The organism is Aquabacterium sp. (assembly GCF_029946005.1).
Lineage (GTDB): Bacteria > Pseudomonadota > Gammaproteobacteria > Burkholderiales > Burkholderiaceae_C > Aquabacterium.
Genome location: NZ_JAQSDR010000007.1, coordinates 42357 through 67214 on the forward strand (window position 1 = coordinate 42357; position 24858 = coordinate 67214).

Genomic DNA, 24858 nt, shown 5'->3' on the forward strand with positions numbered 1-24858 from the left:
CTGATTCGCCATTTTGCACGGCATTCCTCCCTCATTGTGGCCAAAGTGCAATCTGCTGGCCAGAGGGAGCACCCGGGATGTGGGGGGTGAGCACCAAACTGACGCCCGGCGGGTTCAGCTCGATTCGGGTCACGACCTGTTCGCCCTCCTGCGTCATGCTGAGCTTGGAGCTGCGGCGGGGCAGCAGGGCTCGGACCAGCCCCAGCCCAGACACGCCGCCAGGAACCCGGTGAACGTTGAAGCCTTCGGGCAGCACGCCCGTGTTGCGGATCTCGATGCAGACCTGTTGTTCACTGCAGAGCATGGAGCAGGTCAGGGACTCGCCAGCCTGCCCATGCTTGTGGGCGTTGGTGAGCAGTTCATTGAGGCTGAGCGCGATGGGGATGGATTCGGCTTCCGGCAGTTGCCAATCCGAGGTGTTGCAGCCTTCCACCACCAGGGTGATGGTTCGGTTGAAGGTGCGCTGCACCGACTGTGCAATCGCTTCGATGACGTTTTTCAGGCGCAATGGGCCGCCCGCGCCCACCTGTAGTCCATAGACCTGGGCGATGGCCTGAACCTGGCCGACCACCTCGGAGATGGCCGAGGCGACTTCCGGCTTGCGGGCCGCGATCTGCTGCAGCAGTCCGGCCACGCCTTGCAGGTTGTTCTTGATGCGGTGGTGCACTTCCTTGACCAGCATTTCACGCTGCGCAATGGCGGCCTCCAGCCGGGCTTGCTCGGCGGCGCGTTGCTCGCTGACATCCGAGGCCACCAGCAGCAGTTGGTCGGCGGTCTGGCCATCGTGTGACAAGGGCAGGTAGCTGACGTCCCAGGTTTGCATGCCCGAGCCTTGCTCGAATTTGTACTCGCGCTGCAGTGGTTTGGCCGAATCGAGGGCCCTGAGCATGTCCGCGCGCAATTGCCGCCCCCGGTCTGCGCCGTGGATCTGCTCTGGGGTCAAGCCGGGTGCCCTGGCGGGCTCGATCTTCATGAACGCCGAGGCGGCCTGGTTGGCCTGGATCACGGTCAGGGTTTTGGCGTCGCACAGCGTGATGGTCATGGGTGCCATCTCGATGATGCGCTGCAGGGTGGCTTGAGCTTCCACCGTCAGGGCCTCGGCTTCGCGGCGCCGGTCGATGTCCATCAGGGCATAGGTGATCTGGCGCTCGTTGAACTCACCGAGGGTGACCACGGCGTTGCCGACGACCCAGAAGACGCGCCCGTCCCGGCCCATGACTTGGCATTCGAAGGTGTGGGACTGGCCATCGAGCAGGTCGTCCAGGTAGCCGGTCAGGCGGAAGGGGTGGTCAATGTCGGGCGTGGCGACGGTGCTGAGCGGGTGCCCCAGAAAGTCGGGCAGGTCGCCACCGAACATGCGCCGGGCTGAGCGGTTCATCCAGGCGATGCCGCCCGAATCCAGCGTGACGATGCCCACGAACACCGAGTCCAGGATGGCGCGGGTGCGGTCGGCTTGCAGTGTGAGGTTCTGCTCGGCGCGGTGGCGGTCGTCGACATTGACGAAGGAGGCAATGAAACCTTCTTCAGGGTGGTCGGGCTTGACCAGGCGCAGGTTGACTTCGGCCCACAAGGGCGTGCCGCGAGGATGCCGCAGGGCCCGCTCGCCTTGCCAGTGGCCTTGCTCGCTGAGCTGCGCCAGGATCTGGTCGTCGGTTCTGGCGAGGGTGCTGGTATCGACATCGGTGATGTACAGGCTGGCGAGGGGCCGGCCCGCCATGTCCTGGTGGTCCAGTCCCAGCAAGCTGGCCAGGGCCGGGTTGGCGCTGTGCACCAGGCCGTCGCGCACGAAGGCGATGCCCACGCCGGACATGGTGAACATCAGGTCGCGGTCGCGGCCCAGGGCTTCCAACTGGGCTTGTTGCGAGCGGATGCGCGTGATGTCCGACAGCACGGCAATCACTTCCAGGGTGTCGGTGCGGGGGCCGATGCGGCGCACCGACAGCGCATACCAGCGCGTGGGGTAGCCCGGAGCGACGATTTCCAGCTCGCTTTCGAACTGGCCGGTGCTCAGCAACTCGACCTTGGACTGATCGACGACGCGGCGGATGCGCGGATCGCTGTCCAGCAAGGCGTCCAGGTGCTGCCCAGTCAAGGTGCCGGGGCTCAAGCCCAGCATGCGTTCGAAGCGGCGGTTGCAACGCACCAGGATGTTGTCGCGCAGGTAGGCGATGCCGGCGGGGCTGCTTTCGAGGATGGTGCGCAACTCGTGCAGCAACTGGTCCTGGTCGAACCCCATCATGCCGGTGGGTTCGCCGCTGGTGTTGGTGAAGTCGGGTGGGCGCGGCGTCTGCACCACGAAGGCCATGGGGTTGGTGTCGTGCACCACACACAGAAAGCGCTCGGGCTGGCCTGCCAAGCGTGGGTGGGCATGGACCTCGCTGCGCAGATAGCGTTGGTTGGCGGTGCCCTGGGCGACGCAGGCCAGGTTGCTCAAGGGCGGTGCGCCAGGCGCCAGGCCCAGCAAGGCCAGTGGGGCATCCCAGCCGGTGAGTTTTTGCAGCGCTTCAGACTCATGGCCCAGCAGCGCGCCAGGGGCCACGGCTTTGCCCATCAGTGTGGCAAAGGCCGCGTTGCTGCGCAGCAGGCGGCCATGTTCGTCGAATTCAACCAAGGCCTGGGGCACCAGATCGAACCAAGCGTCGTCGAGGCGGTTGCTCATGACTGGGCGGCGGGTCTTGAAGGAGGTCAGGCTTTGGGCGCGACGGTCACGCCCGGCAACTTGCCCGAATAGTCTCTGGGCAACTTGGACAAGCCGGCGGCCAGGCGTTGGGCCATGTCCTTGTACAGGCCCGCCAGCCTGCCGTTCGGGTCGGCCGCGACGGTGGGGTTGCCGCTGTCGGCCTGCTGGCGAATGTTCAGGTCCAAAGGCATGGAGCCCAGCGAGGGCACGCCGGTCTCTTCGGCCAGGCGTTTGCCGCCGTCTTCGCCAAAGATGTGGGCTTCGTGGCCGCATTGGGGGCAGTGGTAGGTGGCCATGTTCTCGACCACGCCCAGCACCGGCACGCCCACTTTCTCGAACATGCGCAGGCCCTTGCGGGCGTCCAGCAGGGCGATGTCCTGCGGGGTGGTGACAATCACGGCGGCGGTGAGCGGGGCGCGTTGGCACAGGGTCAGGTGGATGTCACCGGTGCCAGGTGGCATGTCGACGATGAGGTAGTCCAGTGGCTCATCGGTGGCGCCCCAGCGGGTCTGGCGCAGCAGTTGTTCAACCGCCTGGGTGGCCATGGGGCCGCGCCAGATGGTGGGTGCGTTCTCGTCGATGAGCAGGCCGATCGACATCATCTGCAGGCCGTGATTGCGCAGCGGCTCGATGCTTTTGCCGTCGGGGCTGTCCGGGCGGCCGCTCAGGCCCATCATCAGGGGTTGGCTGGGGCCGTAGATGTCGGCGTCGAGCATTCCCACGCTGGCGCCTTCAGCGGCCAGGGCCAGGGCCAGGTTGATGGCGGTGGTGCTTTTGCCCACACCGCCTTTGCCGGAGGCGATGCCGATCAGGTTTTTCACGCCCGGCAGAGGGGCTTGGCCGCGCGGCGCGGCATGCGTCTGAACCTTGGTGCTCCAGTTCACTTCCACGTTGGAAATGCCGGGCACGTCGTCAAGCGCTTGCATGACCAGGGCCGTGTAGGCGGGCCAGCGCGACGGGGCCGGGTAGCCCAGGGTAATGTCCACGGTGGCTTGACCTTGTTCCACCCGCAGCGATTTGAGCTGCTTGCCGCTGACCCAATCCTGATCGGTCAGGGGGTCGATGACGGCGCTGAGCGCGGCGCGTGCGGCGGTTTCTAAGGCGGATGGTGCGGGTAGGGTCATGCTGGCAAAGTCGGTGGGCAGGCGAGGAGGGAAGATGGATGTGAAAACTAATCCAGGCAGTCAGTCTAGCGCGGCCTAAAATCACGGACTTTCCCCAAGCCCTTGTCGCCATGCCACGTCAGCTCTTTGTCACGACAGCCCTGCCTTATGCCAACGGCCACTTTCACGTGGGCCACATCATGGAGTACATCCAGGCCGACATCTGGGTGCGGTTCCAGCGCATGCAAGGGCACCGCGTTCACTTCGTGGGGGCGGACGATGCCCACGGCGCCCCCATCATGATCGCGGCTGAAAAAGCTGGCAAGACGCCGCAACAGTTTGTGGCCGACATCGCGGCGGGCCGCAAGCCTTACCTGGACGGTTTTCACATCGCGTTCGACCATTGGTCGTCCACCGACAGCCCGGAAAATCATTCGCTGGCGAAAGAGATTTACGGGGCCCTGCGCGAGGCGGGCCTGATCACCGTGCGTCCGGTCGAACAGTTCTTCGACCCCGAGAAGAGCATGTTCCTGCCCGACCGCTTCATCAAGGGCGAGTGCCCCAAGTGCGGCGCCAAGGATCAATATGGCGATTCGTGCGAGGTGTGCGGTGCGGTGTATTCGCCCATCGAACTGAAGAACCCCTATTCGGCCCTGAGCGGTGCCACGCCGGTGCGCAAGACCAGCGACCACTATTTCTTCAAGTTGTCCGATCCGCGCTGCGCCGAGTTCCTGGAGGCCTGGACGCAAGATGGCAAGCTGCAATCCGAGGTCGGCAACAAGATCCGCGAGTGGTTCACCAAAGATGAAAACGGCGAGGGTGGCCTGAGCGATTGGGACATCAGCCGCGACGCACCTTACTTTGGCATCGAGATTCCTGATTTACCCAAGGACTCGCCGGGCAAGTATTTCTACGTGTGGCTGGACGCGCCGGTAGGCTACTTGGCCTCGCTGAAAAGTTATTTCGCCCACGGTGGCCCCAAGGCCAAGTATGGCGAGACCCGCAGTTTTGATGAGTTCATGGCCGACCCGGCGGTGGAGCAGGTGCACTTCATCGGCAAGGACATCACCTACTTCCACACCCTGTTCTGGCCCGCGATGCTGAAGTTCAGCGGCCGCAAGCTGCCGTCGCAAGTCAATGTGCATGGCTTCATGACCATCAACAACGGCGACAAGATGAGCAAGAGCCGAGGCACCGGCCTGGACCCGCTCAAGTACCTGAGCCTGGGCATGAACCCCGAATGGCTGCGTTACTACATCGCCGCCAAGCTCAACAGCAAGGTCGAAGATGTGGATTTCAACCCCGAAGACTTCGTGGCGCGCGTCAACAGCGACCTGGTGGGCAAGTACGTCAACATCGCCAGCCGCTGCTCCAACTTCATCCACAAGTACTTTGAAGGCAACCTGGCGCACCTGGATGCGGGCGACGAAGGCAAGCTGCAAGAGATGATCCCGCTGCAGGCCGTGATCAGCCGCGAAGCCGTGATCGCCGAGTCGCTCGACAAGCGCGAGTTCGGCAAGGCCTTGCGCGACATCATGGCCGCCGCCGACGAGATCAACCAGTACTTCGACACGGCCAAGCCTTGGGAGCTGGCGAAGGACAGCGCCCAGCATGCCGCGAACAGCGCCTTGCACGAAGTGCTCTCGGCCTGCATGGAAGGCTTCAAGTATTTGACGCTGTTCCTCAGCCCCATCCTGCCGGATGTCACCCGCCGTGCCTTTGACTTCCTGGGCTTTGACCAGCCCTTGAACTGGGCCGAACGTGCCACGCCGGTCACCACCATCCGCAAGTACGAACACCTGATGACCCGGGTCGATCCGAAGATGCTGGAAGCGCTGTTCGAGCCCCCAGCACCTGCCGTGGTCGAGGCCCCCAAGCCCGGCGGCGGGATTAAAGCCCCCATGCCCCCCGAGGGGGAGCACCTGGCCTTGGGGCGGCCCGGCGGCGAGGAGATCGCCCCCACGATCACCATCGACGATTTCGCCAAGGTCGATCTGCGCATTGCCAAGATCGTCAACGCCGAGCATATCGAGGGCTCCGACAAGCTGTTGCGCCTGACGCTGGATGTGGGCGAAGGCCGCATGCGCAATGTCTTCAGCGGCATCAAGTCGGCCTACAAGCCCGAAGACTTGGTCGGCAAGCTGACCGTGATGGTGGCCAACCTGGCGCCGCGCAAGATGAAGTTCGGCATCAGCGAAGGCATGGTGCTGGCCGGCTCGCACGCCGATGAGAAGGCCCATCCCGGCATCTACGTGCTGGAACCCTTCCCCGGCGCACAACCCGGTATGCGCGTCCGCTAAACCGAGATCTGGCACAAGGCTTGCTCACCTGAACGCCCTATGAGCCGCCTTTTGCCGACGACCTGGATCAGGCGTTTGGGCCTTGACCTGGCCCCTTTCCGACCCCGCCTGCTGGACGACCTGAAGGGCTACAACCGGGGCCGGTTCATGGCCGACCTGGGGGCGGGCCTCACGGTGGGCATCGTGGCCTTGCCATTGGCCATGGCCTTCGCGATCGCCTCGGGGGTCAAGCCAGAAGCAGGCTTGTTCACCGCCATCATCGCGGGCTTTCTGATCTCAGCCCTGGGCGGATCCAGCGTGCAGATTGGGGGGCCGGCGGGCGCCTTCATCGTCATCGTCTACGGTATCGTTCAGCATTACGGCGTGGCCAACCTGCTGATCTCCACCGTGATGGCGGGCATGCTGTTGTTCGTGCTGGGCCTGTTCCGCCTGGGCGTGCTGGTGCGGTACATCCCGGTCAGCATCGTCATCGGTTTCACCAATGGCATCGCGGTGCTGATCGCCTTGTCTCAGTTCAAGGACCTGCTGGGCTTGAGCCCCGAGCGCATGCCGGCTGATTTTGTCGGGCAGATCATGACCATCGCCGCCCATGCGCATGAGTTCAATCCCTTTGCCTTGGGGCTGGGTGTGTTGACGGTGCTGTGCCTGTGGGCTTGGCCCCGGATGTTCTCGCCCGGGCGCATGCTGCCCAAGATCATGCTGGAGGCCCGCTCTTTCCGCCTGGCGTCTCGCATGCCGGCGCCCATGGTGGTCTTGCTGGTGCTGACCGTGGTGGCCACGTTGCTGCAACTGCCGGTGGCCACCATCGGCTCTCGTTTTGGTGGCATCCCCCAGGCCTTGCCGCACCTGGCCTGGCCAGATTTCAGCTGGGAGGGCGTGCGCAATCTGTTCATTCCCACGATCACGATTGCCTTGCTGGGCGCGATCGAGTCCTTGCTGTGTGCCCGCGTGGCCGACAACCTCACGGACCTGCGGCGTCACAACCCCAACCAGGAACTGATGGCGCAAGGCGTGGCCAACATGGTGGCGCCGTTCTTCGGCGGCATTCCGGCCACGGGCACCATCGCCCGGACGGTGACCAATGTGCGGGCCGGCGCCACCAGCCCGGTGGCCGGCATGGTCCATGCCTTGGCTTTGCTGCTGATCGTGCTGGTGGCCGCGCCCTTGGCTGTTCACGTGCCTTTGCCGGTGCTGTCGGGCATTTTGCTGTTCGTGGCCTGGAACATGGGTGAGTGGCGCGAGTTCATCAAGCTGCGCCACTTCAACTACACCTACCGAACCATTCTGGTTGGCACTTTTTTGCTGACCGTCATTTTTGACCTGACCGTGGCGGTGGAGGTGGGCCTGGTGCTGGCCTGCGTGTTCTTCATTTACCGCATGAGCACGCTCTTCCGCATCGAGCCATTGGCCATGGTCGATCCACAAATCGCGGTGTTCAAGTTGTATGGCGTGTTGTTTTTTGGCGCGGTGGGCAAGGTCGAGGACCTGGCCGACCAGTTGCCATCGAGTGCCCGCGTGGTGGTGCTGGAAGCTCACCGGCTGATCGCGATCGACACCTCCGGGCTGGAGGCTTTGCTCCAGTTGCGGCGTGCCCTGGCGCGCCAGGACATCCCACTGGTGCTGTGCGAAGTCAACGAGCAACCGCTGGGCTTGATCCACCGGGCTCACCATGATGAAACTTTGGGCGCGGCCAATGTGGTCAAGGATTTGCCCTCGGCCTTGCTGCGGGCGCATCAATTGATTCAGTGATTTGGTGAGTGCCATGCGTGCCTTGCTGTGAGCCGCGGGCCTCACAGCAGCGCGGCAAACAGGTCAAGGCAAAGCAGGGTGGTGCGGGGCGCGCGAGCCAAAGCGGCGCTTTGTCCATGGTCTTGCAGCGCCAGCAGCAAGGCTTGAACCTCAGGCATGGCGCCATGGGGAAAGGGCGACGCTTGCGGGTCGGTCGAGCCCCCGGCTGGATGGGCCTGGCTCATCACAACCAGGCCCTGCAATGACTGCCGCCACGATTTGACCTGCCGCAGGTCAGGGGCCGGGCTGGCGGCGACGGCGCTCATGGCGTCCGTGAGTTGTTCCAAAGCCTGGGCCAGGTCGACACCGACGCGGGTCTTCGATGGCGAAACAGCCACTGCTGCCTCGCCCGCGGCCTGGCGCGCCAAGCGATCACCCCGGTGCGCCTTGGTCTGGGTGTCCAGCCAAAGGTGGTGGCCAAGCACCCAATCTCGGGCCATGGCGATGACGGCCATCGGGTGGCCGCTCACCAGTTCGATCTCCAGTTCTTGCACCGCCACGCTCAAATCGCCCGCGTGGATGTGCCCCAGGTCCAAGGCCAGCTCGACCACGCCGGCCTTGGGCGTGCCTTGGCCCACCGCCACGCGGGCAGTCTGGCGCCAAATGTCGGTGCGGTACAGCTCGACCAGTCCGGTCTGTTCGCCTTGCCGGTCCTGGTCTGGATGCCAGCCCAGCGTCCTGACGAGCGAGGCTTCGGCTGGCGAGCCCAGGTGCAGGCTCAAGTCAATTCGGGCGGCGCTGCCCTCGGTGGGCGCCCGCGCGGGCTGGTTGTCTTCCAGCCGGATCATCGTGTTCGCGCCCGACGCTTTCAGCGTCTGAACCCAGCGTTCACCTTCCTTGCGAAGCCGCAAGGCGCTGCGTGCTTGGCCCAGGCGGCGATCCGGCGTGTCAAAGTAATGCGCCTGAAGACGCTCCCGCGCGTGACCCGGCAAGCGTTCAATCTCGGCCGACAAATGCCCCAGCGAATCGGCCGGGATCTGAAATTTAAGTTCGATTTCCTGCATAAGGGCTGATTGTGGCGGCGGCCCTGGCCCTCAAGCGCGGCGCAGGCCGATAAAATGCCGGATTGATTCTCTCTTTTGACTGGTGCCCACCATGCCGCTTTTCTGGAAGCCCTACAAGTCTGACGTGACGCAGTTCATCGACAGCCTGAAGCAGCGCGACCCTCAGCTGGAAGACCGCCAGCGCCAGGGCCGCTCATTGCTCTGGGACAAGGCCGTTGACCGCGACGCCCAGCTCGACTTCCGCGAATCGAACGTGGCCCAGCAGCCCTACGTCTATCAAACCAAGGGCGACTGAGCTTTTTCGGTTTGATTGAAAGACGCGCGTGAGCGAACAAGTCCTGGACGAGAACCGTTTGCCCGAGGTCGTTGACCGCGTGGCGATGGCGCGCCTGTATGGCGAGCCCTTGTTCCAGATGCCGCTGGATTTGTACATCCCGCCAGACGCGCTAGAGGTGTTCCTGGAGACCTTTGAAGGCCCGCTGGACTTGCTGCTCTACCTGATCCGCAAGCAGAACTTCAACATCCTGGACATCCCGCTGGCCGACGTGACGCGCCAGTATTTGGCCTACGTGGATCAGATCCGCAAGCACAACCTCGAGCTGGCATCCGATTACCTGCTGATGGCGGCCATGCTGATCGAGATCAAGTCTCGGATGCTGTTGCCGCCCAAGAAGTCGGAAGACGGTGAAGAGGCCGAGGACCCGCGCGCCGAACTGGTTCGCCGCCTGATCGAATACGAGCAGATGAAGCTCGCCGCGGCGGGGCTGACCCGGATCCCGCAACTGGGCCGCGATTTTCTGCGCGTGCAGGTGCACAACGACCCGTCGGTGCGCGTGCGCCACCCCGATGTCGCCCTGGTGGATTTGCGCGAGGCCTGGGCCGACATCCTCAAGCGCGCCAAGCTCAACACCCACCACATCATCACGCGCGAAGAGCTGTCGGTGCGCGAGCACATGGGCATCGTGCTGCGACGCTTGCAGGGCCAGCGTTTTGTGGAGTTTGAACACCTGTTCGACGTGTCGCGGGGCCCGCCCGTGCTGGTGGTGACTTTCATCGCCCTGCTGGAGTTGGGTAAGGAGCGCTTGCTCGAGATCACGCAGGCCGAGGCGTTTGCGCCCATCTACGTGCGCCTGGCCTACCACCCGGCCTGATCGGTCATCGGCGCGCCTTGCGCTCCACGCGCTCCCAGTCGGGCGGCGCCCACAGGTGCTTCAAACGCAGCCACAGCGGCCCGGGCCGCCTCGCATCGCGCCCCATGGCCTGCCACTCGTGGAACATCATCACCAGGGGATTGTGGGTGTGGATTTGCTTGACGATGCCGTAATCGCAGGGTGCCTCTTCGGGCACGAAGCTGCCGAACAGCTTGTCCCAGATGATCAGCACCCCCGCGTAGTTGCGGTCCAGGTACTGTGGGTTGCGAGCGTGGTGCACGCGGTGGTGCGAGGGCGTGTTGAAGACAGCCTCGAACCACCGGGGCAGCTTGCGCACGGACTCGGTGTGCACAAAGAATTGATAGGCCAAGCTCACGGCCACCACCAGGATCACGTGGCGGGTTTCGAACCCCAGCCAGGCCAGGGGCAGCCAGAACACCCACATGCCAGAGATGGGGTAAGTGGGACTTTGCCGCAAGGCGGTCGACAGGTTCATGGTTTCGCCAGAATGATGCGTCACATGGCTGGCCCACATCCAGCGCACGCGGTGGCTGGCGCGGTGAAACCAGTAATAGCAAAAGTCTTGCGCCACGAGCAGCCCGACCACGCTCCACCAGGTGATGGCGATGTTGAACAGGCGATGCTGGTAGATCAGATCAAACAGGCCGACCAATAAGGCCCAGGCGATGCCGTCGGCCACTGCGTGGCTCAGGGCCAGGCTGGTGTTGATGGCGGTGCCTTTGACCGTGTAAGTCTGTTGCTGCCGACGGTTCAGCCACCAGGCCTCGAATGCCATGCAGGCCATGAAAATCGGACCCATCAGGAGCAGGAAAACCTTTTCCAGCCCGATTTGATTCAACGTTGTCCACCAAGCGGCCATGTCTGGTCCAAGCCTCATCCACCACGAACTGACATGCTAGTCCCACTCCCCGGTGGGCGCTTGCAGAATTTCCCGCGCACGCGGCGGCTTGTCGGCCTAGAATCGCGCCACTTTGGCACCAGACCCCCGCGACATGAGTTCAGTGACCCCCGCTGCCTTGCCCGCCCGCAAGCCCTTGAACCTGCACCGCCTGCGCGAGATGCATTCGCAGGGTGAAAAAATCACCATGCTGACCTGCTACGAGTCGTCGATGACCCGCCTGCTGGACGATTGCGGGGTGGACTGCATCCTGATCGGTGACTCCTTGGGCATGGTCGTGCAAGGCCAGTCCAGCACGGTGCCCGTGTCCCTGGGCGACATCATTTACCACACACGCTGTGTGGTGCGTGCCAACCGCCACACCTGGGTGGTCAGCGACCTGCCCTTTGGCAGCTACCAGGAAAGCCGCGAGCAAGCCTTGCGCTCCAGCGTGGCCTTGATGCAAGCCGGTGCCCACATGGTCAAGCTCGAAGGTGGCGGCTGGACGGCCGAGACCGTGCACTTCCTCACCGAGCGTGGCATCCCTGTGTGCGCCCACCTGGGCCTGACGCCGCAAAGCGTGCACGCGCTGGGGGGCTACCGCATCCAAGGTCGCGATGCGGCCGGGGCCGAGACCCTGCGCCGCCATGCGAAGGAGTTGGCGCAGGCCGGCGCCGCGATGGCGGTGCTTGAGCTGATGCCCTCCGATGTCGCCGCCGCCGTGCAGACCGACAACCCGGGCATGATCACCATCGGCATTGGCGCGGGCCAACGCACGGCCGGCCAGGTGCTGGTGCTGCACGACATGCTGAACATCACGCGGGGCAAGCTGCCGCGCTTTGTGCGCAACTTCATGGCCGAGGGCGGCTCGATCGACGATGCCATCCGCCGCTTTGTGTCGACCGTCAAAGACGGCAGCTTCCCCGATGAAGCCATCCACGGTTATTGATTGACGGTTGTCGCCCCCGATGAAGATCATCCACACCATTGCCGAGTTGCGCACCACCGTGGCCGAAGCCCCGAATGCGCCGGTGTTCGTGCCCACGATGGGCAACCTGCACGAAGGCCACCTGGCCTTGATCCGACAGGCTCGCGGCTTGGCCGACCAGGCGGCTTGGGGCCGTGGGCTGGTGATCGCCAGCATCTTCGTCAACCGCCTGCAGTTCGGGCCCCACGAGGACTTCGACCGCTACCCGCGCACCCTGGCCCGTGATGCCGAGTTGTTGGCTGGTGCGGGTTGCGACGTGGTCTTCGCGCCCGATGAAGCTGAGTTGTACCCGCAGCCGCAAGGCTACAAGGTGCTGCCGCCGGAAGAGCTGGCCAGTTTGCTGGAAGGCGAATTCCGGCCTGGCTTTTTCACGGGCGTGTGCACGGTGGTGGCCAAGCTGTTCAACATCGTGCACCCGCGCGCGGCGGTGTTTGGCAAGAAGGACTACCAGCAACTCATGGTCATCAAGGGCATGGTGCGGCAGCTGGCCCTGCCCATCGACATCGTGGGCGGTGACACCGCGCGCGCCGAGGATGGCCTGGCTTTGTCTTCACGCAATGGTTACCTGAGTGCCGAAGAGCGAGCCCAGGCGGTGCAGTTGTCCCAGGCGTTGCAGCGGGTGCGGGACCTCGTCCTGGCAGGCCGCACTGGCTTGCCCTGCGATGGCCTGGCAAAGATCGAGGCGCAGGCCCTGGATAAGCTCACGCAGCAGGGCTGGGTGCCAGACTACGTCAGCATCCGCCGCCAGCGCGACTTGCTGCCGCCTTCAGCCTCCGAATTGCTGGGCAGCGAACCCCTGGTGGTGGTGACCGCCGCCAAGTTGGGCAAGACCCGCCTGATCGACAACTTGGAAGTTTGACCGAGCAGCTTGGCCGGGCTTGTGCGCCAACAAGCCTCGTCAGAGGGTGCTCAGAAAAGCCACCACCTCGTCTTCCTTGCGGCTGCGCTTCATGGGCGGCAGGCTTTGCCAGATCCGCTTGCCGTAAGGCTTTTCGATCAAACGCACGTCGCCGATCATGAGTACGCCCCGGTCGGTCTCACTGCGGATCAGCCGACCAGCGCCCTGCTTGAGCGCGATGATGGCTTGCGGCACCTGGTGCTCCATGAAGGGGTTGCCGCCTTCTTGCTCCAGCAGTTCCAGGCGCTTGGCCAAGACTGGGTCATCGGGTGGTGCGAAGGGCAGTTTGTCGATCACCACCAGCGTGAGTGCATCGCCCTTGACGTCGATGCCTTCCCAGAAGCTGTGGCTGCCCACCAGCACCGCATTGCCCGCGCGCTTGAAGTCGTCCAGCAGGGTGGTGCGGGGCGCATCCCCTTGCCGCATCACGGGGAACGGATCGCCGCCTTGATCGAACAGCTTCTTGAGGTGATCAGCCGCCCGCTGCACGGCGCGGTGGCTGGTGCACAGCACAAAGGCGCGGCCCCGGTTGGCACGGATCAGGGGCAAGGCGGATTCCACCAGCGCTTCGGTGTGGTTCGCGGCACTTGGCGGTGGCAGGCCTTCCGGCACATACAGCATGGCCTGCGTCGGGTAATCGTAGGGGCTGGACCAAGCCTGGCAGTGCGCATCTTCCAGGCCCAGGGCCTGCGTGAAATGCGTGAAGTCGTTTTTGACCGCCAGGGTGGCCGAGGTGAAGATCCAGGCCCTGCGCGGGACTTCATTCTTGGCTTCGTCTGTGTCAGGCCCGGCCTCGTTGCCAGGGTTCTCGTCAGACTCGAACGCGTTGTCGGTGAGCCCCAGGCGCTGGCGGCGGAACACGTCGGCCACGGAGATGGGCGTGCGGTGCAGTTGCAGGCCATGGGTGCCCACATCGACCCAGCACAGCTCGGGCTCGTTGGCCCGCTCGGGCGCACCCCAGGCCGACAGGCGTTGCATCAACGCATGGGCGCGGCGCTGCAACTGGGCTAGGTCGGGGCTGCGGTCGGCTTGTGATTCCAGCGCGTCTCGCACCTCGGACAAGGCTTCGCGCAAGGTCAGCAGGGCGGCGTGCAAAGGATGGGCCGTGCCCAATTGGGGCTGGGCCAACCGCTGCGTTTGAGGCCCAAAACACAGGCGCAGATCACGGGTGGCGCGGTCCAGCGGGGCCAGCACATCATTCCATTTCGCCCCATCGCGAGCCTGGGTCTGGCCGGTGGCCAGGGCGTCCCGCAGCAGGTCGAGCAACTGCGCGGTCGAGACCGAGTCGCCAAAGAACAGCGTGGCGGTGTCGGGCAACTGGTGTGCTTCGTCAAAGATGACGGTCTGGGCGTTGGGCAGCAACTCGGGCACGCCTTCTTCACGCAGCATCAGGTCGGCGAAGAACAGGTGGTGGTTGACCACGACGACGTCGGCATCCTGGGCTTCGCGCCGGGCTTTCATCACGAAGCAATCGGTGTAGTGCTTGCACTCGCTGCCCAGGCAATTCTCACGCGTTGACGTGACGCGGGCCCAGATGGTGGCGTGCTCGGGCACGGTCGGGCATTCGGCCTTGTCGCCCGTGGGGCTAAGGTGGATGAAGCGGTTGATCAGGCCCAGGTCTTTGACCTCTTGGCGGGTGCTCAGCATCGCGTCCTGATTGGCGCCGTTCAGGTGGTGCCAGCACAGGTAGTTGCTGCGGCCTTTCAGCAAGGCCACCTTGACCGGCACGGCCAGGGCTGCGCGCACGGCGGGCAGGTCGCGGTGAAAGAGCTGGTCTTGCAGCGCCTTGGTGCCGGTGGACACGATGACCTTGCCGCCTTCCAGCAGCGAGGGCACCAAGTAGGCCGCGGTCTTGCCCACGCCAGTGCCAGCCTCCAGCACCACGGTGCTGGCGTCGTGGATGGCTTGCGCCACCGCCTGCGCCATTTCGATTTGCTCGTGGCGCACGTGGTAGCCATCGAAGGCGCGGGCCAGGGGGCCGGAGGCGGAGAAAATCGTGGGCAGGTCCATGGTGGGCAAAAAGTGGCAGCGCCCATTGTCAGGCCTGCCGATCTCCCTCCTTCAGGGGCTTGCGCGAACCACCGACGCGTTGAGGGCTCGCTCCAGGGTCTCAACGCAATCGCGACGGTGTGCCTCGGAGGTGCTGGAGGGGCTGCCGCCCCATGGCCTGGACCGAAGCGTGGTCAGCAAATTTCTGGCTTGCTCGCGAACCACAGAGCGCACATCGGCCCGGTTGCTGGCCGATCGCAGCACCAAGGCGGACAGCCGGTTCACGTGCTCTCGCTGCAGATTGCGCCGCCAAGGCGCATCATCGCCCGTGGGAGCGGTCCCGGATGTGCCCCAAACGGCATCCGTCACGCGCTGGTGCAGTTCGCGCAGCGTCAGCGGCGCTTCACGGCGGTCGCGTGTGCGGTCGATGTTGTCCAACATGCGCTCGCCCAGGCCATCGGCCATCAGCGTGTCCAGGACCAGGCGCTGCAACGATAGCAAGGTGTCGGCCAGGGAGAAGTCGGTCCGGGTGCCGCTGCCCTCGCTCCGCTCAAAGTAGTCGGGCGCCATGCGACGTTGCAGGGCGGGCGACAGGCTCAGGGCCCGCGGTGACAACAGCTCCTGGGCAATCAGGTCCAGGGCCGTTCGCTGCGTGGCGGCGGGCAAGGGGTCCAGGGGATCCCGCCCGTTGTCGCTCGGGTTGCGCCGAGTGATCAAGCCGCCAACCTGGCGCAACAGGATTTGCGAGGTGCGTCCCACGTCGCGCAAAGCGTAGGTGACCCGTCGGCGCAACAAACTGGGGTCGTGGGCTGCGCCCGTTTTTTCCGGGGCTTGGCGGGCGATCAAGTCTTTGGCGATGGTCAAACGCTGGCGGGCAAAGACCAGGGGGTCACGGCCCAGGTCAAAGGTGAGCGATTGGGGGTCGAGCCCCAGGTAATCGTCCTCGTCGGTGCCAAAGTCCAACTTGTCTGACCAGATCGGGTCGGCGCTGCGCTCGGCGATGCGCTGCAACTCGGCCGTCTCAGCGCTGCCCAAAGGCTTGTAGCCATACTCGATGGCCCAATGGTCGTAAGGCCCCAAGGTGGTCTGGAAAGCGGCGGGTGCGGGTTGGCCTGGGAGCGGCAGGTTGATCGGCGCGTAGTCCATCACCGAGGCGCTATTGCCTTCACGCAGCGTCAAAGCGGGATCGGCCAGTTGCTCTGCGGTGTGCCAGCGCGAGCCCCGAAAGTTGTGCCGCAAACCCAAGGTGTGTCCCACCTCGTGCATGGTCGTGTCTTTCAGATAGGCCAACACGAAGGCCTGAACGTCTGGGCTGTCCGGGTCCAGGCGGCCTGATGCCGTCAGCAGGTCCAGGCCATAGCCCAGTTGTTCGGCCGCTTCAGCCGCATGCGTGCACTGATCGTCGGCCGAGTGGGCGGATGGTGCGGCGATGATTTCGCTGCGCAAGGTGCGAATCGAACGCGATGACAGGCTTTCCAGGGCGATGTCCGCCTGCAGGATTTCGCCAGTGCGTGGGTCCACATGCGTGGGCCCGATGGCACCAAAACCGGGTTGGCTGTTGGTCATCCAGCGCACAGTGGCCCGGGTTGAACCCAGCGCCTCGTCCGCCTTGCCGGGCGACGGCGCGCGCACCTGAATCGCGTCTCTGATGCCGATGGCTTCAAAGGCCTGGTTCCAGGCCAGGATACCTTCGGTGATGACCTGACGATAGGCCAGCGGAATGTTGGGGTCGAGCTGATAGACGATGGGCCGCGTGGGCTCGGACAGGGCAGCGGCCGGGTCCTTTTTCTCCAGCCTCCAACGGCTGATGAAGCGCTGCCGCGGGGTGCGTGCCAGGTCTTGCGTGAAGTCGGCCACCGTGGTGGTGAAGTAACCAACGCGGGGATCTGCAGCGCGCGGTTTCATGGCGGTTTCCGGCAAGGACCTCAGGCTGTAGCGCACATTGATGAACAGGCTGCGTGGGTCTGGCACGGAGGTGGGCACACCTGGCGCCACTCCGCCCGCGGTGCCGCTGCCCGCCGCGAGGGCGCTGGTGGCGAAATGGTGCAGGATGTCAAAACTCAAGTGGTCGCTTTGGGTGCGCGCCACCGACAGCGCCGAATTTCGCGAATCCAGCGCATAGTTTTGTTTGTAGGCGCGCTGAAGCTGCAGCCCCAAGCCCAACATGTCGTTCACCCACAAGGGGTTGGCTTCGATCAGGATGGCCCCCGTCTGGGCCTGTGGTGCACTGGCCACGCCCACGCTGGCCAACAGGCTGGGCGAAAACGCGGCCTGAACCGCCAATTCCTGAGGCGTGCCTTTTTGCGCCGTGTAGGCCGCGTTCATGGCCAGCAGTTGCACTTGCTGTTGTACTCGGCGGAACTCTACCCACTGTGGGCGACCGACCTGGGCGGAACGGCTTGTGATCAGCCCACCAAAAACACCGGCCTCGCCAATGCCAGTGACCACCGTGGGTGACAAGAAAAAAGCGCGGCCCAGATTGGCAGGCACCAGTTCGATCCAGACCTTGTCTTGCCGTTTCCACAAAGGCAGCAGGCCGTCCATGCGCTCCGCGCCTTTGATGACCGTGTCAAAAGCCGGGGCTTGCCCGAGGACGGGTATCTGGGCGGGGGTGGCCGCCGTCGGCGGGACGGTGGGCGGCGATGTCCAGCCGATCAACTGGACGGCGCCGCTTTGCAGGGTGCTGCACGCTGACAGGGGTAAAACCAAGAGCAGTGCCAGTCGGTGGGCCCACAAGGCAGAACGGGGGGGAGGCAAGTTCATGCAGCCAGTATCAAAGAAAAAACCCGGCCCTTGCATGCACAGGGACCGGGTTGGTCGAGAAGTTACCCCGCTGGCTTAGGGGGGCGGCAGCGGGAACCAATCTTTCACGAAGGCCAACTCCGGGAAGTCCTGCACCGCCAACGGTCCGAAGGCCACGATGGCCAGGCCGATGACCATGACCACCGGGGGCAGGATCCAGCGCTCATGGCGTCGGTAGAAGCCCAGGTGTTTGACTTCGCCGTCGGCCAGCTTGACCTCGGCTTCGCCGATGACCTGTCGCGTCAGCAATTGGTTCAGCGCCACGGGGGGGGACAGGTAGCCCAACTCGAACGCCACCAGCACCATCATCCAGAGGTGGACTGGATCGATGCCATTGGCAAAAGCGATTGGGGCCAGGGTGCCAGACACCAGCACGACGGCGCCGAACGGATCCATGATCATGCCGAGGAACACCATGGTGATCACCAGGAAAGCCATGGCCGTCCAATGGTTCTCGAACACGTGCGGGAAGTGGTTCATGATCTCCGAGCGCTCGATCACGCCGCCCATTGCCAGTGACAAGGTCATCAGGCTGAGCAGGGCGCCAATGTGGCCGATGGTCTCGTTGGTGGCGAAACGGATGGAGCGCTCCACGCCGGGCTGGCGATGGCTGGCGTAGTCGGGCGTGATCTCGGTTTTGCCTTTGTTGATGATCTTGTCGAAGATCAGGATGATCAACAGCATCACCGGCATGATCGTGGGCGCCGTGATTTCGTTCAGCTTGGTGTCCAGCGCGTATTCGTACGTGGCCACCACGACGACCACCACGCCCAGGTAGGGCAGGGTGGGAATCACGGCGCGCAGGGTGCCGGGGATCGCCACGCGGAACGATTCGATCGAGGCACGCTGCGTGCGCAGCATCTGGGAGGTCAGGAAGAACAGTGTTGAGGTCAGCAGGAAGACGTAGAAGCCCCAGTGGTACAGGCCGTTGGTCGTCACTTCTTTGTTCAGCGCGGCAATCAGCACTACCAGCAGGCAAGGGCGCAGCACCACGCCCAGCGAGCCTGACATGGCCGTGGCGGCCAATGCGAACTGGCGCGAACCGCCCGAGGCGCGCACCTCGTGGTAGATGATGCCGGCTGCGGCGATCACAAAGATGCCCGAGGCGCCGGTGTAGGCGGTGGGCACGGCAGCGGCCAACAGGATGATGTAGGTCAGCAACTGAGGCGACAGGCGCCACGGACGCAGCAGGTCCATGAACAAGTCGATGATGCGGCTTTGCTTGAGCAGCATGCCCGCCCAAATGAACAGGCCCAGATTCAGGAAGATGGTGGGCAGCTCCATCAGCTGGTTGACGTAGATGGCCAGACCAGCGGGGTGCTTATTCAGCAGAAAGTACAGGCCTGCGTTGATGCCCATGTATGCATACAGCGGGATGGCCAGCAAGGCGGCACCCCAGGTGCCTTCGCCATGCTCCGACTTCACCGGGATCACGATGCGCTTGAGGTTGATCACCAGGATAGAGGCGGAGAAGGCCATCCACACGTAGTGCAGCAGAGGGTGTTCGATCGGCACGCCGGACCCTTGCAGGATCTGGTAGTAGCTGACACACGAGTACAGCAGCAATCCGGCCGCAACGGCCTGGGAGATGGATTGCACCAGGTAGTCTCGGGTGTAGTGGCCGGGACGGATCCCGATGTGGTGGAACCCCAGCGTGGTGGTGATGGCGGCGATGGACACCATCAGCAGCAGAATCAGAGGGCGGTTCTCAGTGCCCACCTGGAACAGACCGAAGAAGCTGGTCTCGATGGTGCGGTAGATCTTGACCTGGGTGGTCTGATGCTCTTGCACGCGGCGATAAAGATCGTGCTTGGCCTTGCAAATTTGGATGGCTTGTTCCATGGACTTGCGCGCCACGGTCGGATCTTGGGGAGCTTGCTCGCCGAAGAGATCATCAACGTCGTCGCCAGCGGTGCTGCCGCTGGCTTTGGCTGCGGCCTGCTTCTGGAGCTCCACCTCGATGTCTTGATTGGCATCGCACGACGGCTTGGTCGGCTCTGCCCGCAGCATGAAATACTGCACTTGTGCGGCCGGATCGCCGAACATGGACTCACCCAGTCGGAGCAACTGGCCGTGCATCATTTCACCGGTGCCAATGATCAAGGTCAGCAGCAGCAGTGCAAACACCGGTAGGCTAGAGAACCATTCCAGCGGGGAACGGCCCAAAATTTGTCGAGGGTTGGAAGTGATCATGATCGCTCAGTTGGTGCATCGCAGCAAAATGCGTCCACCAGTAGGAAAAAGGGGGCTTTGAGCCCCCGGTTTGGTTTGAAGTCAGGCCTTCATGGGGCCTGAATTTTTACTTCCAGTCTTCTTCTGATTTGGTCGCGCATTCAGGATCTGCAGGATTCACGCTGCAACGAATGCGTTTGATGATTTTCAGCCCCCGCTTGTCATACAGGCCCTTCTGAGCGATGTCGATGCGTGACTCGCGCAGCATCAGGGTGTACTTGTAAGCATTCTCAGAACTCAACTCCATCCAGGTGGATGGAGGGATGCTGGCGTCGGATTGTTTGACCAATTGCAAGGCGCGGTCGAACTGGGTCAGCCAGTAGTCGCGTGATTGGTCGCCAAAACCCTCGGGGAACTTGGTCCTGTTCAGGATGACTTGGTAAGTCAGGATCAGGATCGGGAAGCGCACCATGGCGCCATTCTTGCCGATGCCCTTGTACAGTTCCAGGGGCTTGTAGGCCAGCGTGGGCGCGGCGATGAAGTCCACCGCTCCGTTGTTGAACTTTGACGAGAAGTTCATGATGTCGGCCGACACGGGTTGCGCGCCGATCTTCTGGATCATCACGGCCTGGGCCTTGTCGTAGTCGAACGAGGCAATGCGCTTGCCGGCCAGGGCTTCCACGGTGTTGATCTTGCGGTCGTTGACGACGGGGTAGGCCGCGCCCAGTGGGATCACGCCACCCACTTCGTAGTTGCCATCGATCATCAGCTTGCCAGCCTTGGGATCGGAGTAGGTTTGCACGATGCGGCGCACCACTTCGTAGCTGGCCGCCATGTCGATCTTGCCATCCTTGACGATGGTGGTGGCACCCAGTGAATCGATGGCTCCTGCCACCTGGTTGAACTGGCGGGTGCGGAATGCTGTGGCGATCACGCCATCACATTGACCGGTGCGGAAGTCTTCGGTCGCGACACGTTCGTCGGTGTAGCCCTTCAACTCAATCGACACACCATGCCGTTGAGCTGCGATCACGTAGTCCTTGGCCATGCTGAAGAGGTCACCCGAGGCGCCCAGCAGGTCATACACGCAGATCCGTTGCGCGGCCTGTGCGGCTGACATTGCGCTCAACGCCAAAACGGCAGCGGCGCTGATTTTGCTCATGGTTTTGACCATCTTCATGAAGTCTCCTAGGTACCAGAAAAAACATGCGCCGATGTGATTCGGCGCTAACTACACTTGTTTTTCAGTGCGTAAAAATCTGACCACGGCTGTGGGCGGGATCGTTGATTTTGTAACTATAGCCGCTCAAATGTTCCCTCAGGTAAACCCCGACCCCCACCCACGGGGGAGGGAGTTTCCCTAGTAAATTCAAGACGTTAAACGCGTTTACTTGAGGAAGCTGTCCGCATCGATGGCCGCACCGCCTGCCTTGTCATCCCAGAACTTGCCCAGGCTGTTGATGGGGGTGCGCGAGCCGGTGTTCTGAGTCCACATGCGGTCAGAGATGATGATCATCTGGGCTTCGGCAATCGAGTCCACCAGTCGGTAGTCGGTGTTGACCTTGAAGTTCTCGATGGTGGCAAAGCGCTTGATGGCGGCGCGCACTGCAGCCGAGTCGTCAGCGGTTTGGGCGGCAATGGCGGCCATCACGTGAGGCAGGCGCACACCGGCTTTTTCGCCAATGGCCATGTTGGTTTCAAAAGTGCCTTTGACGTCCTTGCCTTCAGAGCCACCGGGGATGATGCTCCAGATGGCCGCGCGCAGTGCTTGCGGGGCGCCCCACCACTTTTTGTTGTCCAGGCACGTCATGGCGAATTCAACCTGAGGGGGGATGTCAAGCGAGACGCCCACGGCCTGTTGTGCACCCATGTCGCTTTGAACGGCTTGCACGCCAGAGACCGAGCCCAGCAGGTACACCATTTCATCAAAGTCACGTTTGAACTTGGGGCAGGTGCTGCCGTACTTGAAGAAATATTTTTGCTCAAGCTTGACGCGCATGCGTTCGAACGAGGTGACCTGGCGGTGTGCCGACAAGGCCATCAGGCGCTTTTGAGCAATGCGGGCATCCTGGGCTTCGTCCGAGCGCTTTTCGCGCGAGGCACGGATGTAGCGCAACTCCTCTTCAATGGCCCGTGCGTCGGAGCACACAGCGGCCGATTGCAGCATCACGGTTTCCATCAGCGAAGGGTCGCCGTAGAAGTTGCGTGCGGCGCCCACCAAGGGGCCATTCGCCAAGGCGAAGGTGCAGCCCATGTCCACGTCGCCCAGCTTGAGTGTCGGCGGTGTGAAGCCTTCTTCCAGGATGTTCAGAGTGACTCCACTGGTGCCCGACTCCAGCAAGGCGCATCCGCTCATGGTCAAGGTGGAAAGAGCCACCACGGAGGCGGTGAGGATTCGGGTCATCCGAGGAATCATTGAGGGGTCTCCAGAGGGTGTTTTTCAGGGGCGCGACAAGTCGCCAAATACTCCACGAAATTCTAGCCCCCCGGCTTCCTGCGGCGACGACGTAAACCCTAGGGATGACCCCTGCCTCGCGGGCGAAACGCCAAAAAAAAGCCCGCGTGAAAGCGGGCTTGGGACGGGTCAATGCCTTGATCAGCGAATCGGCTTGAAGCGCACGCGCTTGGGACGCGCACCTTCTTCGCCCAGGCGCTTCTTCTTGTCGGCTTCGTACTCCTGGTAGTTGCCGTCAAAGAAGAACCATTGCGAATCGCCTTCGCACGCCAGGATGTGCGTGCAGATGCGGTCCAGGAACCAGCGATCGTGGGAGATGATCATGGCGCTGCCGGCGAACTCCAGGAGCGCGTCTTCCAACGCACGCAGGGTTTCGACGTCCAGGTCATTGGAGGGTTCGTCCAGCATCAGGACGTTGCCGCCTTGTGCCAGTGTTTTGGCCAAATGCAGGCGGCCGCGTTCACCGCCCGACAGGTTGCCCACCAACTTTTGCTGGTCGTTGCCCTTGAAATTGAAGCGACCCAGGTAGGCGCGCGAAGGCATCACGAACTTGCCCACCACGATGTTGTCCAGGCCGCCCGAGACGTCCTGCCACACGGTGTTTCCAGCGGCCAGGCCCTCGCGACTTTGGTCAACGAAGGCCAGTTGCGCAGTCTTGCCGATGCTGACGGTGCCGCTGTCAGCTTGCTCGACACCCTGGATCATGCGGAACAGCGTGGACTTGCCGGCGCCGTTGGGGCCGATGATGCCGACGATGGCGCCCGCGGGCACCTTGAAGCTCAGGTTGTCGATCAGCAGGCGGTCGCCGAAGCTCTTGGAGACGCCGGTGAACTCGATCACTTCATTGCCCAGGCGTTCGGCCACGGGAATGAAGATTTCGTTGGTCTCGTTGCGCTTTTGGTAGTCAACGTCGCTCAGTTCTTCGAAGCGGGCCAGGCGGGCCTTGCTCTTGGCCTGACGGCCCTTGGTGTTCTTGCGAACCCACTCAAGCTCCTGCTTCAGGGCCTTGGCTCTGGCGTCTTCCGTTTTCTGCTCTTGGTCCAGGCGCTTGCCCTTGAGCTCCAGCCAGTCTGAGTAATTGCCCTTGTAGGGGAAGCCCGATCCGCGGTCCAGTTCGAGGATCCACTCGGCGGCATTGTCCAGGAAGTAGCGATCGTGGGTGATGGCCACCACGGTGCCCGAGAAGCGGCTGAGGAACTGTTCCAACCAGTCCACCGATTCGGCGTCCAAGTGATTGGTAGGTTCATCGAGCAGCAGCATGTCGGGTTTGGACAGCAGCAGGCGGCACAGGGCCACGCGGCGCTTTTCGCCACCGGACAACTGGCCAATGTTGGCGTCCCAGGCTGGCAGGCGCAATGCGTCGGCGGCCAGCTCAAGTTGCAGGTCGGTGTTCTCGGAGCCGCCGGCGGCGATGATGGCTTCCAGTTCGCCTTGTTCCGCGGCGAGCGCGTCGAAGTCGGCATTTTCTTCGGCATAAGCGGCGTACACCTCGTCCAGGCGTTTCTTGGCTGCCAGAACGCCACCAATGCCCTCTTCAACGGCTTCGCGGACGGTTTGCTCTGGGTTCATCACCGGTTCCTGGGGCAGGTAACCGATTTTGATGCCAGGCATCGGGACGGCTTCGCCCTCGATGTCCTTGTCCACGCCCGCCATGATCTTGAGGAAGGTGGACTTGCCCGAGCCGTTCACGCCCAGCACGCCGATCTTGGCGCCTGGGAAAAAACTCAGGGTGATGTCTTTGAGGATCTGCCGTTTCGGGGGAACGATCTTCCCGACGCGGTTCATGGTGAAAACGTACTGGGCCATGGAATGCTCGCTTTGCGAGTTACTTTCGTCAAACTGTGTAGCTTAAGGCAATGCAGGCCTTTCCTGGGCCGCAATCCGAGGTTCTGCGTTTTTCAGGGTGGCCAGGGGGTGATCAGGCCCGATTGAACCAGACCCTCAAGCCAATGGCAGACATGCTCCGCGGGGCTGTCCAGGGCCCATTGCTTGCGGCGAGCCGTGGCGCCCCTCACCAGTTCGACGCCCGACTGAGCCAGTTTCAGCTCCGTGGCCAGCCAGCGCCGCAGCGCGTCATTGGCGGCGCCATCAACAGGCTGTGCTGCCAGGCGCACACGCAAGGCACCATCGTGCCAACCCACCACTTCCGTGCGTTTGGCGTTTGGGGCGATGCTGAGGTCAATGACCAGGCGCTGACGCGGGGCTTTGCCTTCCATCCTCAAGCAGGGCCAAGCTGCCACCATGGCGGTGGGGCCCGAGTTGGTAGGGTGTGGTGCCATCTGCTCATTGTTCATCAGGCAAAGAAAAGCCCGGCCGGAGCCGGGCTTGAAAGGCGAAAGGCTGTTGCCATCCGCCAGTTCACCCTTGCGGATGAACTCAGGGCTTGTTGCCAGTCGGGAAGGGCCACGCGGCTTGAGGGCTCAGCGTGGTCTTCGCAGCAGGCTTGGCCGAAGCGGGCTTTTTGGCCGCAGGGGCAGGCTTGGCAGGGGCAGGCTTTTTGGCAGCAGCTTTCTTGGCGGCTGGCTTCTTGGCAGCGGGGGCTGCCTTTTTAGCGGGAGCTGCCTTCTTCACTGCGGCCTTCTTGGCCGGCGCTGCCTTTTTGGCGGGCGCCTTTTTGGCTGCTGCTTTTT

The 24858-nt window shown here is 63.2% G+C and carries 17 protein-coding genes and 1 pseudogene; 6 read left to right on the forward strand and 12 right to left on the reverse strand.

Features of this window, described 5'->3' with window-relative positions; translation table 11 throughout:
* Positions 1–31 precede the first annotated feature (31 nt).
* On the reverse strand, positions 32–2659 hold the full coding sequence (locus PSV38_RS05125) for a PAS domain-containing protein (RefSeq protein WP_300540318.1): 2628 nt from the start codon (positions 2657–2659) through the stop codon (positions 32–34).
* 26 nt (positions 2660–2685) lie between these two features.
* Positions 2686–3804, reverse strand: coding sequence for an iron-sulfur cluster carrier protein ApbC (gene apbC / locus PSV38_RS05130; RefSeq protein WP_300540320.1), 1119 nt, complete (start codon positions 3802–3804; stop codon positions 2686–2688).
* A 110-nt stretch (positions 3805–3914) separates the two neighbouring features.
* On the opposite strand from apbC, the gene metG reads away from it, so the two are divergent.
* Together metG and PSV38_RS05140 are read left to right on the forward strand one after the other, a co-directional pair.
* Positions 3915–6083 carry a methionine--tRNA ligase gene (metG, locus tag PSV38_RS05135; RefSeq protein WP_300540322.1) on the forward strand — a complete coding sequence of 723 codons (2169 nt, stop codon included), beginning with the start codon at positions 3915–3917 and terminating at the stop codon, positions 6081–6083.
* 39 nt (positions 6084–6122) lie between these two features.
* Complete coding sequence (locus PSV38_RS05140) at positions 6123–7832, forward strand: SulP family inorganic anion transporter (protein ID WP_300540324.1); 1710 nt, start codon at positions 6123–6125, stop codon at positions 7830–7832.
* A gap of 41 nt (positions 7833–7873) precedes the next feature.
* Here the strand turns inward: PSV38_RS05140 and PSV38_RS05145 are convergent, their stop codons facing one another.
* Positions 7874–8875 carry a CYTH domain-containing protein gene (locus PSV38_RS05145; RefSeq protein ID WP_300540326.1) on the reverse strand — a complete coding sequence of 334 codons (1002 nt, stop codon included), beginning with the start codon at positions 8873–8875 and terminating at the stop codon, positions 7874–7876.
* 91 nt (positions 8876–8966) lie between these two features.
* Here PSV38_RS05145 and PSV38_RS05150 point away from each other — a divergent pair, with 91 nt between their 5' ends.
* Positions 8967–9170 carry a DUF3460 family protein gene (locus tag PSV38_RS05150; RefSeq protein ID WP_300540327.1) on the forward strand — a complete coding sequence of 68 codons (204 nt, stop codon included), beginning with the start codon at positions 8967–8969 and terminating at the stop codon, positions 9168–9170.
* A gap of 85 nt (positions 9171–9255) precedes the next feature.
* On the forward strand, positions 9256–10026 hold the full coding sequence (locus PSV38_RS05155) for a ScpA family protein (RefSeq protein ID WP_300540359.1): 771 nt from the start codon (positions 9256–9258) through the stop codon (positions 10024–10026).
* A gap of 4 nt (positions 10027–10030) precedes the next feature.
* On the opposite strand, the gene PSV38_RS05160 is transcribed toward PSV38_RS05155, so the two are convergent.
* Complete coding sequence (locus tag PSV38_RS05160; protein ID WP_300545593.1) at positions 10031–10831, reverse strand: sterol desaturase family protein; 801 nt, start codon at positions 10829–10831, stop codon at positions 10031–10033.
* A gap of 208 nt (positions 10832–11039) precedes the next feature.
* Here PSV38_RS05160 and panB point away from each other — a divergent pair, with 208 nt between their 5' ends.
* Positions 11040–11873 carry a 3-methyl-2-oxobutanoate hydroxymethyltransferase gene (panB, locus tag PSV38_RS05165; RefSeq protein ID WP_300540330.1) on the forward strand — a complete coding sequence of 278 codons (834 nt, stop codon included), beginning with the start codon at positions 11040–11042 and terminating at the stop codon, positions 11871–11873.
* Between the two features lie 19 nt (positions 11874–11892).
* A complete protein-coding gene (gene panC, locus PSV38_RS05170) occupies positions 11893–12771 on the forward strand; it encodes a pantoate--beta-alanine ligase (RefSeq protein ID WP_300540332.1) in 879 nt (292 codons plus the stop codon).
* Positions 12772–12810: 39 nt separating this feature from the next.
* On the opposite strand, the gene PSV38_RS05175 is transcribed toward panC, so the two are convergent.
* From PSV38_RS05175 to PSV38_RS05210, 8 genes and pseudogenes are all read right to left on the reverse strand, one after another.
* A complete protein-coding gene (locus tag PSV38_RS05175; RefSeq protein ID WP_300540334.1) occupies positions 12811–14820 on the reverse strand; it encodes an ATP-dependent DNA helicase in 2010 nt (669 codons plus the stop codon).
* Positions 14821–14871: 51 nt separating this feature from the next.
* Positions 14872–17562, reverse strand: coding sequence for a zinc-dependent metalloprotease (locus PSV38_RS05180; protein ID WP_300540336.1), 2691 nt, complete (start codon positions 17560–17562; stop codon positions 14872–14874).
* Positions 17563–17637: 75 nt separating this feature from the next.
* Entirely contained in the window at positions 17638–19794 is a 2157-nt protein-coding gene (locus PSV38_RS05185) for a TRAP transporter large permease subunit (RefSeq protein WP_300540338.1), read from the reverse strand.
* Between the two features lie 106 nt (positions 19795–19900).
* Positions 19901–20953, reverse strand: a complete 1053-nt coding sequence (locus PSV38_RS05190; protein WP_300540340.1) for a putative solute-binding protein — start codon at positions 20951–20953, stop codon at positions 19901–19903.
* A gap of 207 nt (positions 20954–21160) precedes the next feature.
* Entirely contained in the window at positions 21161–22177 is a 1017-nt protein-coding gene (locus PSV38_RS05195) for a hypothetical protein (RefSeq protein WP_300540342.1), read from the reverse strand.
* Positions 22178–22369: 192 nt separating this feature from the next.
* Positions 22370–24034, reverse strand: a complete 1665-nt coding sequence (gene ettA / locus PSV38_RS05200) for an energy-dependent translational throttle protein EttA (protein WP_300540344.1) — start codon at positions 24032–24034, stop codon at positions 22370–22372.
* A gap of 92 nt (positions 24035–24126) precedes the next feature.
* Entirely contained in the window at positions 24127–24507 is a 381-nt protein-coding gene (locus PSV38_RS05205; protein WP_300540346.1) for a DUF167 domain-containing protein, read from the reverse strand.
* Positions 24508–24604: 97 nt separating this feature from the next.
* Positions 24605–24858 (reverse strand): annotated as a pseudogene (locus PSV38_RS05210) (histone); the annotation flags it as partial.